General features: G+C 70.2%; 12 protein-coding genes. 9 read left to right on the forward strand and 3 right to left on the reverse strand.

The window, feature by feature from the left end; all coding sequences use genetic code 11:
* The first annotated feature begins 246 nt into the window (after positions 1-246).
* Positions 247-951, forward strand: a complete 705-nt coding sequence (locus tag HHX37_RS20265) for a hypothetical protein (RefSeq protein WP_182886387.1) — start codon at positions 247-249, stop codon at positions 949-951.
* 52 nt (positions 952-1,003) lie between these two features.
* Here HHX37_RS20265 and HHX37_RS20270 read toward each other — a convergent pair whose 3' ends face one another.
* Entirely contained in the window at positions 1,004-1,702 is a 699-nt protein-coding gene (locus tag HHX37_RS20270) for a TetR/AcrR family transcriptional regulator (RefSeq protein WP_182879299.1), read from the reverse strand.
* 107 nt (positions 1,703-1,809) lie between these two features.
* Here HHX37_RS20270 and HHX37_RS20275 point away from each other — a divergent pair, with 107 nt between their 5' ends.
* From HHX37_RS20275 to HHX37_RS20310, 8 genes are all read left to right on the forward strand, one after another.
* Complete coding sequence (locus HHX37_RS20275; protein WP_182874724.1) at positions 1,810-2,154, forward strand: YrdB family protein; 345 nt, start codon at positions 1,810-1,812, stop codon at positions 2,152-2,154.
* Positions 2,155-2,172: 18 nt separating this feature from the next.
* Positions 2,173-3,102, forward strand: coding sequence for an NAD-dependent epimerase/dehydratase family protein (locus tag HHX37_RS20280; RefSeq protein ID WP_182886388.1), 930 nt, complete (start codon positions 2,173-2,175; stop codon positions 3,100-3,102).
* Positions 3,103-3,382: 280 nt separating this feature from the next.
* Entirely contained in the window at positions 3,383-6,385 is a 3,003-nt protein-coding gene (locus HHX37_RS20285; RefSeq protein ID WP_310740456.1) for an AfsR/SARP family transcriptional regulator, read from the forward strand.
* Positions 6,386-6,502: 117 nt separating this feature from the next.
* Entirely contained in the window at positions 6,503-8,110 is a 1,608-nt protein-coding gene (locus tag HHX37_RS20290) for an FG-GAP repeat domain-containing protein (protein WP_182886390.1), read from the forward strand.
* A 139-nt stretch (positions 8,111-8,249) separates the two neighbouring features.
* Positions 8,250-10,022, forward strand: a complete 1,773-nt coding sequence (locus tag HHX37_RS20295; RefSeq protein ID WP_182886391.1) for a GH25 family lysozyme — start codon at positions 8,250-8,252, stop codon at positions 10,020-10,022.
* A gap of 95 nt (positions 10,023-10,117) precedes the next feature.
* Positions 10,118-10,759 carry a M15 family metallopeptidase gene (locus tag HHX37_RS20300; RefSeq protein WP_182879295.1) on the forward strand — a complete coding sequence of 214 codons (642 nt, stop codon included), beginning with the start codon at positions 10,118-10,120 and terminating at the stop codon, positions 10,757-10,759.
* A gap of 64 nt (positions 10,760-10,823) precedes the next feature.
* Complete coding sequence (locus HHX37_RS20305) at positions 10,824-11,744, forward strand: Gfo/Idh/MocA family protein (protein ID WP_182879294.1); 921 nt, start codon at positions 10,824-10,826, stop codon at positions 11,742-11,744.
* A gap of 10 nt (positions 11,745-11,754) precedes the next feature.
* Positions 11,755-13,341, forward strand: a complete 1,587-nt coding sequence (locus HHX37_RS20310; protein WP_310737919.1) for an alkaline phosphatase D family protein — start codon at positions 11,755-11,757, stop codon at positions 13,339-13,341.
* Here the strand turns inward: HHX37_RS20310 and rocD are convergent.
* Positions 13,310-14,515 (reverse strand): ornithine--oxo-acid transaminase, encoded by a 1,206-nt coding sequence (rocD, locus tag HHX37_RS20315; RefSeq protein ID WP_182886392.1) that lies wholly within the window; start codon positions 14,513-14,515, stop codon positions 13,310-13,312. The genes HHX37_RS20310 and rocD overlap by 32 nt on opposite strands.
* Positions 14,512-15,381, reverse strand: a complete 870-nt coding sequence (gene ddaH, locus HHX37_RS20320) for a dimethylargininase (protein ID WP_182886393.1) — start codon at positions 15,379-15,381, stop codon at positions 14,512-14,514. The genes rocD and ddaH overlap by 4 nt, the downstream gene beginning before the upstream one ends.
* Positions 15,382-15,431 lie beyond the last annotated feature (50 nt).

Below are 15,431 nucleotides of genomic sequence, written 5' to 3' on the forward strand. Positions count from 1 at the left end.
CCCTGAACCCCCCGGCCTCGCTTCTCGGAATCTCGCCGCCCTTCGCCGTTCGACAGGAACACTAAACGGTCAATTGCCCTAATGGCCATATAGATATCAGAAGTAAACCTGCGTCTCATCCATGCGTCCTCTTTTCGGTTGTCCCACCCGAGTGGAGGAGTGGTTTTGCGCGTTCGTTCTCTGTTGTTCGCCGTAGCTGTGGCTATCGGCCTGTTTGTACCGATTCAGACCCAATCGGCCGTGGCCGTGTCCGCGTCCGTCGCAAGTTGTTACCGCCAGGTCGGGGACCACTGGGAATGTGTCACCCCCGGCGCCTTCTGCCCTGCCGCCGCCCACGGCCTGTACGGATATTCCGAGAGCGGCGGTAAATACCGGTGCGTCCAGGACGGCTCGTACTGGAGGTGGAAGCCCGCCGGTTCCTCGTCGGGCCAGAGCTCCCAGCCGAGCCCCAAGCCGACTCCCAAGGCGACCCCGACTCCCAAGCCGAGCCCCAAGCCGACGACCAAGCCGGCCAGGGCGAGGTGCTCGCGGGCCTACCTGCCCCTGCCCGATCCCCGCTGCCAGCCGGGCACGCGCAACCCCGCCGTCACCCAGGCGACCATCGGCACGACGATCTGCAGGGCCGGCTTCGCCGCGAAGGTGCGGCCCGCGGCGAGCTACCTGAGCGCGCTGAGGGTCAGGCAGATCGCCGAGTACGGCTACCCGGACCGCAGGCCGGCCCGCTACGAGGAGGACCACGTCATTCCGCTGCTCCTCGGCGGATCGCCCAAGAGTGTGAAGAACCTCTGGCCGGAGCCCGTGTGGAAGGTCAGGGGCAGGAGCGCCGCGGACAAGAACGCTGTGGAACGCCGTCTGTGGAAGGCCGTCTGCGCCGGTGACGTGCCGCTGGCCCGTGCGCAGAAGGCCATCGCGAAGGACTGGCGCACCGCGGTCAGGCAGGCGGGGCTGTAACAGAGGAAAGGCGGCCGAGAATCCCTCGGCCGCCTTTTCTCACGGAGGAGCGCTATTCGGAGAAACCGAGCAGATGGGCCAGGCAGGTCATGTTGTGGTCGAACAGCTCGGCCCGGTGCTCGATCACGTTGTTGAACTGGCCGAACAGCTCGAAGCTGACCATTCCGAAGAGCCCGGTCCAGGCGACCAGCGCCCGCGCGACCACGTCGTCGGACACGCCCGGCATCACCGCGCGTACGGCCTCCGCGTCCTGCGACAGGATCGGGGGCGGCGGCGGGCACATCGGCGGAGGGGCGAGGCGGCCGGCCCGCTGGGCGTCCGCCAATATGCGGCCGTACACGATCGTGCCCCGTGACGCCGGGCCGATCGTGTCCTCCGGGGCGCGGTAGCCCGGCACCGGCGAGCCGTACAGCAGGGCGTACTCGTGCGGGTGGGCCAGGGCCCACTCGCGGACGGCGCGGCAGGCGGCGAGCCAGCGCCCGGTGAAGTCGTCGCGTGGGCGGGTGGCGTCGGCGCGCTCGACGGCCTCGCCGATCGCGTTGTACGCGTCGACGATCAGCACGGTGAGCAGGTCGTCGCGGCTGGGGAAGTAGCGGTAGATGGCGGAGGAGACCATCCCCATCTCCCGGGCCACCGCGCGCAGGGACAGGCCCGGGGCGCCGTCGGTGGCGAGATGACGCCGCGCGATGTCGGTGATCTCCCTGATGAGTTCCGCCCTGACCCGCTCCCGTGCGGTACGGCTCGCGTTCATAGCCTGATGTTATCAGAGCACCGATTCGAGAGCACTGCTCTTGACGACTCGCGCTCTCTTGAGAGAGCATTGCTCTCGTAACGGAGCGACGAACGCAAGGGGTGCCGATGCTCACCATGGTCAAGGGGGCGGCCGCCGCCCTCATGTTCTTCCTGGAGCTCGGCGTTCTGATCGCGCTGGCCCGCTGGGGTTTCACCCGGGAGGCGAACATCGTGGTCAGGATCCTGCTGGGGCTCGGCACACCGGCAGCGTTCGCGACACTCTGGGGACTGTTCATGGCCGGCGGCAAGGCGCCGTACCAGCTGCACGGATTCGCCCGGGGAGCCTTCGAGGTCGTGTGGTTCGGCGCCGGAGCGGCCGCGCTGGCGGCCTCCGGGCTGGTGACCGCGGGTGTGGTGTTCGCGGTGGTGTACGTGGCCGACGCCGCGCTGCGGCTGCTGACGCAGCAATGACATCAACAAGGAGAGATCATGGGCAGGCATGTCGTGGTGGGAGCGGGACAGGTCGGCGGCGGGCTCGCCGAGACGCTGGCCGGGCGGGGGCACGAGGTGACCGTCGTCACCCGTTCGGGCTCGGGCCCGAGGCGCGCGGGGGTGTCGCCGGTCGCGGCCGACGCGGGTGACGCCGCCGTGATGCGGCGGCTCACGGAAGGGGCCGACGCGATCTACAACTGCGTCAACCCGCCCTACCACCGCTGGCAGGAGGACTGGCCGCCGGTCGCGGCCTCGCTCCTGGCCGCCGCCGAGTCGTCCGGGGCGGTGCTGGTCACGCTGGGCAACCTCTACGGGTACGGCCCGGTGGACGGCCCGATGACCGAGGACCTGCCGCTCGCCGCGACGGGCACCAAGGGCAGGGTCAGAGCGCGGATGTGGGAGGAGATGCGGGCGGCCCACGAGGCGGGCAGGGTCCGGGTGACCGAGGTGCGCGGCTCGGACTACTACGGCCCGGGCTCGTCTGACCAGTCCTACCTGGGGCCGAGGCTCCTGGAGCCGCTGCTCGGCGGCAGAACCGCCACCGTCGTGAGCGACCCCGACATCCCGCACAGCTGGACGTACCTGCCCGACGTCGTGCGGGCCCTGGTGGCGGCGGCCGAGGAGGAGCGGGCGTGGGGCAGGCCGTGGCACGTCCCGACCGCCCCGCCCGTGACGATGCGGGCGTACGCCGAGATGGTGTGCGAGGCCGGGGGAGTCCGGGCGCCGCGACTGCGGCGGCTGCCGGCGGTGCTGCTCAAGGCGGGCGGCCTCGTCGTGCCGTTCCTGCGGGAGCTGGGGGAGACCCGTTACCAGTTCGACCGGCCGTACGTGCTCGACTCGTCGGCCTCGCAGGAGGTCCTCGGCTTCGCGCCGACGCCGGTCGAGGACGGGGTGAAGGAGACGGTCGCGTGGTGGCGATCGCGCTGAGGAGCGCATAAGTCACGACATTTGACCCTTGCGCTGGGGATCCCGGCTGGCCATGCTGATTCGAAGATCTTTGCACGATCCCGCCCTCGCCGGCGCTCGGTCCTGGAGACCCCTGTCGGCTCCCGGGCGGGCGGGCGGTCGCGCCGGCCGACGACGACAGGCGCGGCCTCACCCTGTGGTTCCGCACTCACGCGCTCCTACGGGACCGCGTTCCACGCCCCGGCAGCAGGGGAGCCGCCGGGGCTACGTCCGGGGGGACGACGTGACAGGGGAGTGGCGGGTGGAGTTTCGGCTGCTGGGGCCGGTCGAGGTGGCGGTCGGCGGGATCCCGGTCCCGCTGGGGGGAGTCAAACCGAAGACGCTGCTCGCAGCGCTGCTCCTGGAGCGGGGGCACGTCCTGCCGATGCACCGCCTCATCGACATCCTCTGGCCGGACGGGCCGCCGGAGACCGCCAAAGCGGCGATACAGACCTATGTCAAGACGTTGCACCAGGCGCTGACCCGTGCCGGGGCCCCGGACGTGATCGTCACCCGCGCACCCGGCTACCTGGCGCGGATCCCCGCCGGGTCGCTGGACGCCGACCTGTTCGAACGGCTCCTCACCGACGCGCGCGGCGCGGCCACACCCGAGGAGGCCTCCGGGCTGCTCGACTCCGCGCTGGAGTTATGGCGCGGGCCCGCCCTGGCCGGGCTGGGCGACTCGCCGCTGGCGGGGGAGGCCGCGCGGCTGGAACAACTGCGACTGACCGCCACCGAGGAACGCGTCGCCGCCGGCCTGGCGCTGGGCAGGCACGGCCGGCTGGTGGCGGAACTGGCCGCGCTGGTCGGGCGCCACCCCGTCAACGAGCGGCTGCGCGGCCAGTACATGACCGTGCTGTACCGGCTCGGCCGGCAGTCCGACGCGCTGGCCACGTTCCGGGAGGGCCGCCGGATCCTGGCCGAGGACCTCGGGGTGGACCCGGGGCCCGAACTGACCGCCCTCCACCACGCCATCCTGCGCGGCGACCCGTCACTGCTGGCACCGCCGTCCGGGGAGACGGTCCGCCTCGCCGTACCCGCCCAGTTGCCGTTGGCGCCGGCGGACTTCACCGGCCGTTCCGCGCAGAGCGCGGCCCTGGTGACGGCGCTGACCTCGGGAGAAGCCCCGATGATCCAGGTCGTCGCGGGTCGTGCCGGCAGCGGCAAGTCGGCCCTGGCGATCCACGTCGCCCATCAGGTCGCGGACGCCTTCCCCGACGGCAGGCTGTACGCCGAGCTGCGCGGGATGAGCGATGCTCCCGCCGATCCGGGCGAGGTGCTGGGGAGGTTCCTCAAGGCGCTCGGGGTGCGTCAGGATGCTCTTCCCTCCGCAACCGCCGAGCGGGCCGAGCTCTATCGGAGCCTGCTGGCCGGACGCCGGGTGCTGGTGGTGCTCGACGACGCCGCCGGGGAGCCGCAGGTACGCCCGCTGCTGCCGGGTGGCGCCGGCGGCGTACTGATCACCTCACGCAACCGGCTCGGAGCACTCAGCGGTGCGCGCCGTACGGACCTGGACGTGCTCGAACCGGTTGAGGCCGTCGAGTTGCTCGCCCGGATCGTGGGACCCGAGCGGGTGGCCGCCGAGGAGGCGGTGGCCCACGACATCGTCGACCTGTGCGGCCGGCTGCCGCTGGCGATCCGCATCGCCGGGGCCCGGCTGGCCACCAGGCAGCGATGGCCGCTGCGGCTGCTCGCCGACCGGCTGACCGACGAGCGGCGCAGGCTGGACGAGCTGGCGATCGCCGACCTGGAGGTGCGGGCCGGCTTCGAGCTGAGCTACCGGGGGCTGGACGACGACGAACGCCGGGCGCTGCGGCGGCTCGGTCACCTGGGGGTTCCGGAGTTCTCCCCGTGGATCGCCGCCTGGCTGTGCGACATCGACGACAAGCTCGCGGAAGACATCGTGGAACGCCTGGTCGACGCCCAGATGGTGGACTTCAGCCGAGTCGACGACCTGGGCGCGCTCCGCTACCGGATCCACGACCTGGTGCGCATCTACGGACGCGAGCGTGCCGAGGCGGAGGAGCCGTCCGAACGGCTCACGGCGGCCGCGGGCCGGGTGCTCGGGGGCTGGCTCGCCCTGGCCGACCAGGTGGCGGCCGACGCCCCGCCTGATGAGATCGACTGGATGCACCCCGCCGCGACCGCCCCGGCGATCCCGGACGAGCTGACCGCGCGGGTGCTGGCGGCCCCGCACGACTGGTTCGAGATCGAACAGCCCGCGCTGGTCGTCGGTCTGGAGCGCGCCGCCGTGCTGGGCCTGCACGACATGGTCTGCCAATTCGCCTCCGCGCGACTCGGTCCGTCGTTCCTCGGCGTCAACAGGTTCGAGTCACGGGAGCGGATCAACGATGCGGCGCTGGCCGCGGCCCGCCGGGCGGGCGACCGGAAGGGCGAGGCGACCATGCTGGCCGAGCTGGGCCACCTGCGCTATCTCCAGGACCGGTTCCCGGAGGCGCGCCGGCTTCTGGGCCACGCGCTCGCCGCCTTCCGGGAGATGGGTGACGCGCGCGGCCAGGCCGTGGCGCTGTCCGGGCTCGGCGTGACCTGCCGGGAGGCGAGCCGCCTGGTCGAGGCGCTGCACTTTCTGGACCAGGCCGACGTCCTCCTCACCGGCCTCGGCGACGATCTCGGTGTCACGTACCTGCGGCGGCTGGCCGCCTCGGTGCGACTGGAGCTTGGGGACTATCCGGCGGCCTGGTCCGGTCTGGAGGAGTCAGTGGCCGGCTACCGCCGCCTCGGCAGCCGCCGCGGCGAGGCGGTGACCCTGCGCACCATGAGCCTGTTCCACCGGGCGGTCGGCGACTACGACGCGGCCATCCGGACCGCCGAAGCCGCGACGGAGATCTTCGTCCAGCTCGGCGATCGGTTGCTGGAAGCGTATTCCGTCCGTGCGTGCGCGAAGGCCCGGTTCCGCCTGGGCCAGACGCGGCAGGTCCTGGCACCACTCGAAGGCGCGCTGTCCATCTGCCAGGCGATGGGAGACCGGTGGGGGCTCGGCATCGCCCTGCGGACCCTGGGCGAGCTGCACCTCGCCGACGGCAACCTGACGGACTCGGCCGCGTGCCTGACCTCCGCCATCGGGGTGTGGGAGGGCATGGAGGCTCCGCTCTGGCAGGCACGTACGGAGTACACGCTGGCCCTCCTGCACGAGGCGAGGGGTGACGTCGAGACGGCGGCGGCGATCCGGGCGCGGGTGCTGACGGTCTTCCGCGACCACGGCGCCCGCGAGTACGGCGAGCTCACCGGCGCCTCCGCTCCCTGAAACGCCCGCTGCTAACCGCTGAAAACCATCCTCCACGGAGTTTCACCGTATTTTCAGCGCCTCGCTCGAGTCTTCCGGTGCAAGAGGACGAACACCACCTCTCCACCGGAAGGCCCCATGAAACTCAACCGCCTTATCGCGGGCACGCTCAGCATGGTGGCGGCGGCTTCCCTCGGCTTCGCGGGAGCCGCGGTGACCAGCCTCACCACCGCCACGCCGGCCGCGGCCGCCTCCGTCGCCGACGGCCAGATCACCCGCTCCGAGGTGCTCGCCCGCGCCCAGAACTGGGTCGACCGCGGGGTCAAGTACAACCAGAGCCGCAGCGCGAGCAGCCTCTACACCGACGTGGACGGAGGGCACAAGTACGGCCCCGACTGTTCCGGCCTGGTCTCCATGGCGTGGCACATCACCGCGAACTCCGGCAAGGGCGGCAACAGCACCTACGACTTCGCGTCCTGGAGCGGAAAGGAGTATCTGGGCAGCCTGCACGATCTGAAGCCCGGAGACGCGATCCTCAAATCGAGCCACATGGAACTGTTCGCCCGGTGGAAGGACTCCGCCGACCACACCAAGGGCGCGTGGACCTACTCCCTCAACGGCACGGGCAGTCCCGACGGCAACGGCTGGGAGCAGGACTGGGCCAAGGGGCCGACGGCGAACTCCCACGGACAGGTGGGCGACGAGTCGTGGTCGAGCATGCAGAACTTCCGCCCGATCCGTTACAAGAACATCGTCGACGACACGCAGTCGCCGCCGCCGGCACCCCAGTACCAGACGCTTGGTGACTTCGACGGTGACGGGAAGAAGGACATCGCGGGGGTCGCGGGCAGTGATCTGTGGATTCACCGGAACACGAGTTCGCCGGGTGACGTCTCCACCGCTGGTGTGTTCGTGTCGTCCGGGTGGCGCACAGTGTCGAAGTTCATGGCGGGGGACTTCGACGGTGACGGTAAGGACGACATCATCGGTTTCAACGGTGGTGACGAGTTGTTGATCTGGCGGAGTACGAGTACCGCGACTGCGTTCAGTTTCGCGCCGTACAAGAGTCTGGGCACTGGTTGGGGGATTTTCACGCAGCTTCTTCCGCTGGCCGATTACGACGGTGACGGGAAGAAGGACATCGCGGGGGTCGCGGGCAGTGATCTGTGGATTCACCGCAACACGAGCACGCCGGGGAACTTCTCCACCGCGGGCGTGTTCGTGTCGACCGGGTGGCGCACGGTCTCGAAGTTCATGGCGGGGGACTTCGACGGTGACGGTAAGGACGACATCATCGGTTTCAACGGTGGTGACGAGTTGTTGATCTGGCGGAGTACGAGTACCGCGACTGCGTTCGGTTTCGCGCCGTACAAGAGTCTGGGTACGGGCTGGGGGATTTTCACGCAGCTTCTTCCGCTGGCGGATTACGACGGTGACGGGAAGAAGGACATCGCGGGGGTCGCGGGCAGTGATCTGTGGATTCACCGCAACACGAGCACGCCGGGGAACTTCTCCACCGCCGGTGTGTTCGTCTCGACCGGGTGGCGCACCGTGAGCAAGTTCCTCGGCGCCGACTTCGACAAGGACGGCAAGAGCGACATCATCGGTTTCAACGGTGGTGACGAGCTGTTGATCTGGCGGAGTTCCAGCACCGCGACCGCTTTCGGTTTCGCCCCGTACAAGAGCCTGGGCACCGGCTGGAGCATCTTCGGCAACAAGCTCCTCACCTCCGCCCCCACCGACTGACCACCGGCACCATCAGCGCCGGTGACCGGCGGCACACGCCGGCCACCGGCGCTCACTTCAGTGCGCATCAGGGCGAATGCCGCCGACTCCCGGCTTCGCACCAGTCAAGATTCGACATCTCTCATCAGATGGAGCAGATATGTCTGCGACAGCCACACGGCCCGGGCGACGGCTGAGATGGGCCCGCCGCCTTGTCACCGCGGCCATCGCCATCGGACTCGCCGGGGCACTGGCACAGCCGGCCGGCGCGAACGCCAGCCCGCCCGCGGGGACGTACCCCGTCAGGGGCGTGGACGTCACCGAGTACCAGCATCCCAACGGGGCGGCGGTGAACTGGTCCCAGATCCGCCAGTCGGGCACCACGTTCGCGACGCTGAAGGTGACCCGGGGGACCAACAAGACCAACTCCTACTTCAGGGGCGACCTGGCCGCCTCCCTGGCCCAGGGCATCGCCACCGCTCCCTACCACTACCTGACCGGCACCAGCTCCAACGCCGCCGCCCAGGCGGACTTCTTCATCGACACCGCCCGCGCGGCGGGCTACACCGGGCACCGGACCGGGGAGCTGCCGCCGATCCTGGACCTGGAGTGGACCGACGACGGCACCAGTTCCTGCCCGCCCTACACCACCGTCTCGTTCGCGAGGACCTGGCTGGACAAGGTGGAGGCGGCGTTCGGCGTCAAGCCGTGGATCTACACGGCCAGGGGCTTCATGACCGGTTGCATGGGCAGCACCACCGCCCTCTCGTCGTACGGGCTCCAGGTCGCCGACTACACCAGCGGTCACACCACTCCGGCGGTTCCCCCCGGCTGGAGCACCTGGATCATGTGGCAGTACGCCGACACCGGCAACGTCCCCGGCGTCCCCACGACGAACGTGACGCTGAACGTCTTCAACGGCACGCAGGCGCAGCTCGACGCCCTCGCCAAGCGCGGCTCCCCCGCGTCACCCCTCTTACAGACGCTTGGTGACTTCGACGGTGACGGGAAGAAGGACATCGCGGGGGTCGCGGGCAGTGATCTGTGGATTCACCGGAACACGAGTTCGCCGGGTGACGTCTCCACCGCTGGTGTGTTCGTGTCGTCCGGGTGGCGCACGGTGTCGAAGTTCATGGCGGGGGACTTCGACGGTGACGGTAAGGACGACATCATCGGTTTCAACGGTGGTGACGAGTTGTTGATCTGGCGGAGTACGAGTACCGCGACTGCGTTCGGTTTCGCGCCGTACAAGAGTCTGGGTACGGGCTGGGGGATTTTCACGCAGCTTCTTCCGCTGGCGGATTACGACGGTGACGGGAAGAAGGACATCGCGGGGGTCGCGGGCAGTGATCTGTGGATTCACCGCAACACGAGCACGCCGGGGAACTTCTCCACCGCGGGCGTGTTCGTGTCGACCGGGTGGCGCACGGTCTCGAAGTTCATGGCGGGGGACTTCGACGGTGACGGTAAGGACGACATCATCGGTTTCAACGGTGGTGACGAGTTGTTGATCTGGCGGAGTACGAGTACCGCGACCGCGTTCGGTTTCGCGCCGTACAAGAGTCTGGGTACGGGCTGGGGGATTTTCACGCAGCTTCTTCCGCTGGCGGATTACGACGGTGACGGGAAGAAGGACATCGCGGGGGTCGCGGGCAGTGATCTGTGGATTCACCGCAACACGAGCACGCCGGGGAACTTCTCCACCGCGGGCGTGTTCGTCTCGACCGGGTGGCGCACCGTGAGCAAGTTCCTCGGCGCCGACTTCGACAAGGACGGCAAGAGCGACATCATCGGGTTCAACGGTGGTGACGAGTTGATGGTCTGGCGGAGTTCCAGCACCGCGACCGCTTTCGGTTTCGCCCCGTACAAGAGCCTGGGCACCGGCTGGAGCATCTTCGGCAACAAGCTCCTCACCTCCGCCCCCACCGACTGACCGTCACCCGCGGACGTCGCACAGGTCCCACGGGCCGCCCGATCCGTTGATCGGGCGGCCTCGGGGCCTTCTCCATCCATCGGAAGGACGACGAGATGATCCTGCTCTCCGATCCCGCGATCAGCCGGATACCCGTGGACGAGTGCGGAGAGACACTGCTCGACCTGCGTACCGTTCAGGCGCTTCGCCTCGACGAACGCCTGGCCGACCCAGAAGGCGCCTACGCCCACCTTCGCCTCGGTGTGGTGGACCGCCTCGTCACCGCCCAGACCCTGCTGCGGCCCGGGCTGCGCTTCCTGATCGTCGAGGGCTTCCGGCCGGTCGCACTGCAGACCCGGTACTTCAACCGGCACGTCGACCGTCTCCGGGCGGCCCACCCCGGTCACGACGAGGACTGGTACCACCGGCGGGCCGGCCGCTACATCTCCCCGCCGGAGGTGGCGCCCCACGTGGCCGGAGCCGCCGTCGACCTGACCCTGTGCGAGACGGACGGGCGCGAACTGTGGCTGGGGACGGAGGTGAACGACACCGACACCGGCGCCTGCCACACCGCCAGCACGGCGATCTCCGCGGAGGCCCGGGGACGGCGCCGCATTCTCGGTGAGGTGCTGACAACGGTCGGTATGGTCAACTACCCCAGCGAGTGGTGGCACTGGTCCTACGGCGACCGTTACTGGGCCTACACGACCAAGGCCCCGGCCGCACGCTACGGACCCGTGACCCCGGCCGGCCTCTGACCCGCCCCGGCCGTGACCCCACCCGGCGGAGAGCGGAGACAGCACGCCGATAGGCTCCCCAGGCATGAGAGTCGGGATCATCGGCCTGGGAGACATCGCGCGGAAGGCCTACCTGCCGGTGCTGGCGGCCACGCCGGGGATCGAGCCGCTGCTCTGCACCCGCGACCGGGCGGTCCTCGACCGGCTCGGCGACGCGTACCGGATCCCGGCCCGCTTCGCCTCGCTGGACGGCCTGATCGGGGCGGGGATCGACGCGGCGTTCGTGCACGCGGCGACCGAGGCGCACGTCCCCGTCGTGACGGCTCTGCTGGAGGCCGGCGTGCACGTCTACGTGGACAAGCCGCTGGCGTACGACGCCGCGGCGAGCGCCGGGCTCGTACGGCTGGCAGGCGAGCGGGGCAGGTCGCTGATGGTGGGGTTCAACCGCAGGCACGCCCCCGGGTACGCCGCCCTGCGCGACCTGCCGCGCGACGTGATCGTGATGCAGAAGAACCGCCGCGGCCTGCCCGGCGACCCCCGCACGGTGATCTTCGACGACTTCGTCCACGTGGCCGACACGCTGCGCTTCCTGGCGCCGGGGGAGATCACCGACACCGCGATCAGGACCCGGGTGCGGGACGGCCTGCTGGAACACGTGGTGCTGACGCTCGGCGGCGACGGCTTCACCGCGATCGGCGTGATGAGCCGCACCAGCGGCGCGGCCGAGGAGACCTGTGAGGTGATGGGCGGCGGCGGGAAGCGCCGGGTCGTGAACCTCGGCGACGTGGTGGACCTCGACGGCGGCGAGACCCTCGCGAGGCGGGCGGACTGGGTCCCGGTGGCCCGGCAGCGGGGGATCGAGCAGGCCGTCGCCGAGTTCCTCGGCGCGGTCGGCGAGGGGCGGGTCCTCACGGCCGAGGACGCGCAGGTCACGCACGAGTTGTGCGAGGAGATCGTGCGACGGACGAACGAGCACGAGTCGCGCATTACCACCCTTTTGCAGTAGGAAGGTATTCGTGTCAGAACTTGTGCTGGGCCCGCTGCTGCGCCACGTGGACGGGTCCGCCGCGACCGTGTGGGTGGAGACGTCCGAGCCCTGCACGGTCCGCGTGCGGGCCGGGGACGCCTCCTCTGAGGAGCACACCTTCACCGTGCACGGCCACCACTACGCCCTGGTGGACGTCGGCATCGACGGGCCGGTGGCCTACGAGGTGGACCTCGACGACCGGCGGGTGTGGCCGGGGGACGACGGCCTGCCGCCGAGTGTGATCCACCCCGTCACCGCCCTCAACCGGTTGATCTTCGGCTCCTGCCGGACGAGCGTGCCGCACGAGGAGCCGTACGTGCGGACCCACGGCCCGGACGTCCTGCGGGCGTACGGCCTGCGCCTGATGGAGTCGCCGGACGACCGGCCGGACCTCATCCTGCTCCTCGGCGACCAGGTGTACGCCGACGAGCTCACCCCGGACATGAAGGACTTCATCGCCGGGCGCAGGCTCGAGGGCCCGCAGGAGGTCGTCGACTTCGAGGAGTACGCCGAGCTGTACCGCCAGGCGTGGTCAGATCCGGCGGTCCGCTGGCTGCTGTCCACGGTCCCGACCCTGATGATCTTCGATGACCACGACGTCAGGGACGACTGGAACACCTCGTCGGCGTGGCGCGAGCAGATGGCGCAGGTGCCGTGGTGGCACCGGCGCATCGTCTCCGCTCTGGGGTCCTACTACGTCTACCAGCACCTGGGCAACATCCCGCCGGCCGAGCGGGAGGCCGATCCCGTGCTCGCCGCGCTGCGGGCGGGCGCCGGCGAGGAGACGCTCGACGAGTTCGCCCGGCGGGCCGACGCGGAGCCCGACTCGGTCCGCTGGAGCTATCACCGGGACCTCGGCGACACCCGTCTCGTCATCCTGGACAGCCGCAGCGCCCGGACGCTCGAACCGGGACGCCGCCGGATGATCGACGCGGAGGAGTGGAGCTGGTTCGAGAAGCAGGCGACCGGCGACTTCGGCCACCTCGTCGTCGGGTCGTCGCTGCCGGTCCTGCTGCCGTCCGGGATCCACCACGTCGAGGGCTGGAACGAGGCGGTCTGCGACGGCATCTGGGGCCGCCGGGCGGCGCGGTGGGGCGAACGGGTGCGGCAGTTCCTCGACCTGGAGCACTGGGGGGCCTTCCGCCGCTCGTTCGAGGACCTCGCGCGGGTGCTGGTCGAGGTCGCCTCGGGTCAGCGGGGACGGACGCCCGCGACCGTCCTGCTGCTGTCGGGCGACGTCCACTACTCCTACATGGCCTCGGTACGGCGGAAGGGCGGAGGACGCATCCACCAGATCGTCTGCTCGCCGATCCGCAACCCGCTGAGCCGCGTGCTGCGCTTCGCCAACATCGTGGCGTCGTTCGGGCTGGCGGGCCTGCTCGGCGGGCTGCTGGCCCGGGCCGGCGGCCTGCCCCGGCCGTCGCTGCGCTGGCGCATCAGCAAGGGACCCTGGTTCCCCAACATGATGACCGCCGTGGACTTCGCGCCCGGGGAGGCCGTGGTCACGTGGTTCACCGACACGGGCGACCACGACACGGTGACGATCAGGCCCGAGCCTCCCGCAGCACCGCGCTGAGCCGGTCCGTCGCCCAGGCCAGGTCGTCCCGCGAGACGACGAGGGGCGGCGCGAGGCGGATCGTCGAGCCGTGGGTGTCCTTGACGAGCACGCCGCGGCGCATGAGCGCCTCGCTGATCTCCCGTCCGGTGCCGAGCGACGGATCGATGTCGACGCCCGCCCACAGCCCGCGCCCGCGTACGGCGACCACCCCGGGGCCGAGGTCCGCGAGGCGCTCGTGCAGGAACGCGCCGAGGTCGCGCGCCCTGGCCTGGTACTCGCCGGTGCGCAGCAGCCCGACGACCGCGTCGCCGACGGCGCAGGCCAGCGGGTTGCCGCCGAAGGTGGAGCCGTGCTGGCCCGGACGGATCACGCCCAGCACGTCCTCGTTCGCGACGACCGCGCTCACCGGGACCACCCCGCCGCCGAGGGCCTTGCCCAGGACGTACAGGTCGGGCGCCACGCCCTCGTGGTCGCAGGCGAAGGTCTCGCCGGTGCGGCCGAGGCCCGACTGGATCTCGTCGGCCATGAACAGCACGTTCGCGTCGTCGCAGATCTCCCTGACGGCGGCCAGATAGCCGTCCGGCGGGACCAGCACGCCGGCCTCGCCCTGGATCGGCTCCAGCAGCACCGCCACCGTGTTCTCGTCGATCGCCTCCCTGACCGCCTCCGCCGAGCCGTACTTCACGATCCGGAAGCCGGGGGCGAACGGGCCGAAGCCGCCGCGGGCGTCGGGGTCGGTGGAGAAGCCCACGATGGTCGTGGTGCGGCCGTGGAAGTTGTCCTCCATCACGACGATGTTGGCCTGGCCGGGGGCGACGCCCTTGACCTCGTAGCCCCACTTGCGGGCCACCTTGATCGCGGTCTCGACGGCCTCGGCGCCGGTGTTCATCGGCAGGACCATGCCCTTGCCGCACAGTTCGGCCAGACCGGTCACGAAACCGGCGAACCGGTCGTGGAAGAACGCGCGGCTGGTCAGCGTCAGCCGGTCCAGCTGCTCGCGGGCGGCCGCGAGGACGACCGGGTTGCCGTGGCCGAAGTTCAGCGAGGAGTAGCCCGCCAGGCAGTCGAGATACCGCCTGCCCTCGACGTCGGTGACCCACGCGCCCTCCGCCGACCGGACGACGACCGGCAGCGGGTGGTAGTTGTGCGCGCTGTGGCTCTCACCGAGCCTGATGTGGTCCTCGCTTCTCATCGAATCTCCCCGCTCACCCTGATCTCCCCCGTCCTTATTTCCAATGTGCAGCACTTGGGGCCGCCACCGGCCTTGCGAAGCTCGCTCAGGTCGACCGGGACGACCTCGAAACCGCGGCGCTTGAGCTCCAGGACCAGCCCGGTCGCCTCCGCGTTGACGACGACATTGCGGCCGTCGCTCACCGCGTTGAGGCCCAGCACCTCCGCGTCCGCGGACGTCGCGACCACGGCGTCGGGGAACAGCCGCCGCAGCACCCTCCTGCTGCCCTCGCTGAACGCCTCCGGATAGTACGCCACGTTGCGGCCGTCCAGCGGGAACAGGGCGGTGTCGAGGTGGTAGTACCTCGGGTCGACCAGGCGCAGCGTGACGACCGGGCGGCCGAGGAACTCCTGGGCCTCCATGTGCGCCGCCACGTCGGTGCGGAAGCCCGTCCCGGCCAGGATCATCTCGTCGAGCGTCAGGTAGTCGCCCTCGCCCTCGTTGGTGAAGGACGCCTCCAGTGTCTCGTATCCCTGTTCGACGAACCACCGCAGGTACGCGGGCCCTTCGGCCGCCCGCTCCGGGTGGGCGAACCTCGCGCCGTAGACCCGCCCGTCCACGACGAGGGCGCCGTTGGCGGCGAACACCATGTCCGGCAGGCCCTCCACCGGGTCGATGAGGCTGACGCGGTGGCCCAGGCTCTCGTACGCCCGCCGCAGGCTCTCCCACTGCCGCAGCGCCGTGGCCGTGTCGGCGCCCTCCTCGGGCCGCATCCAGGGGTTGATGGAGTACGAGACCGTGAAGAACTCGGGCCGGCACATCAGGAAGTGCCTGACCGTGCCCGTACGACCACTTTCCGTGGCTGCGGACTCTGGCGCGATTGTCATCGTCGACTCCAAGCGGGAAACCGGTGAACGGGACTTCAGCGTAGGAATCG

Origin of the sequence: Microbispora sp. H10885 (assembly GCF_014161415.1) — a bacterium.
Taxonomy (GTDB): Bacteria; Actinomycetota; Actinomycetes; order Streptosporangiales; family Streptosporangiaceae; genus Microbispora; species Microbispora triticiradicis.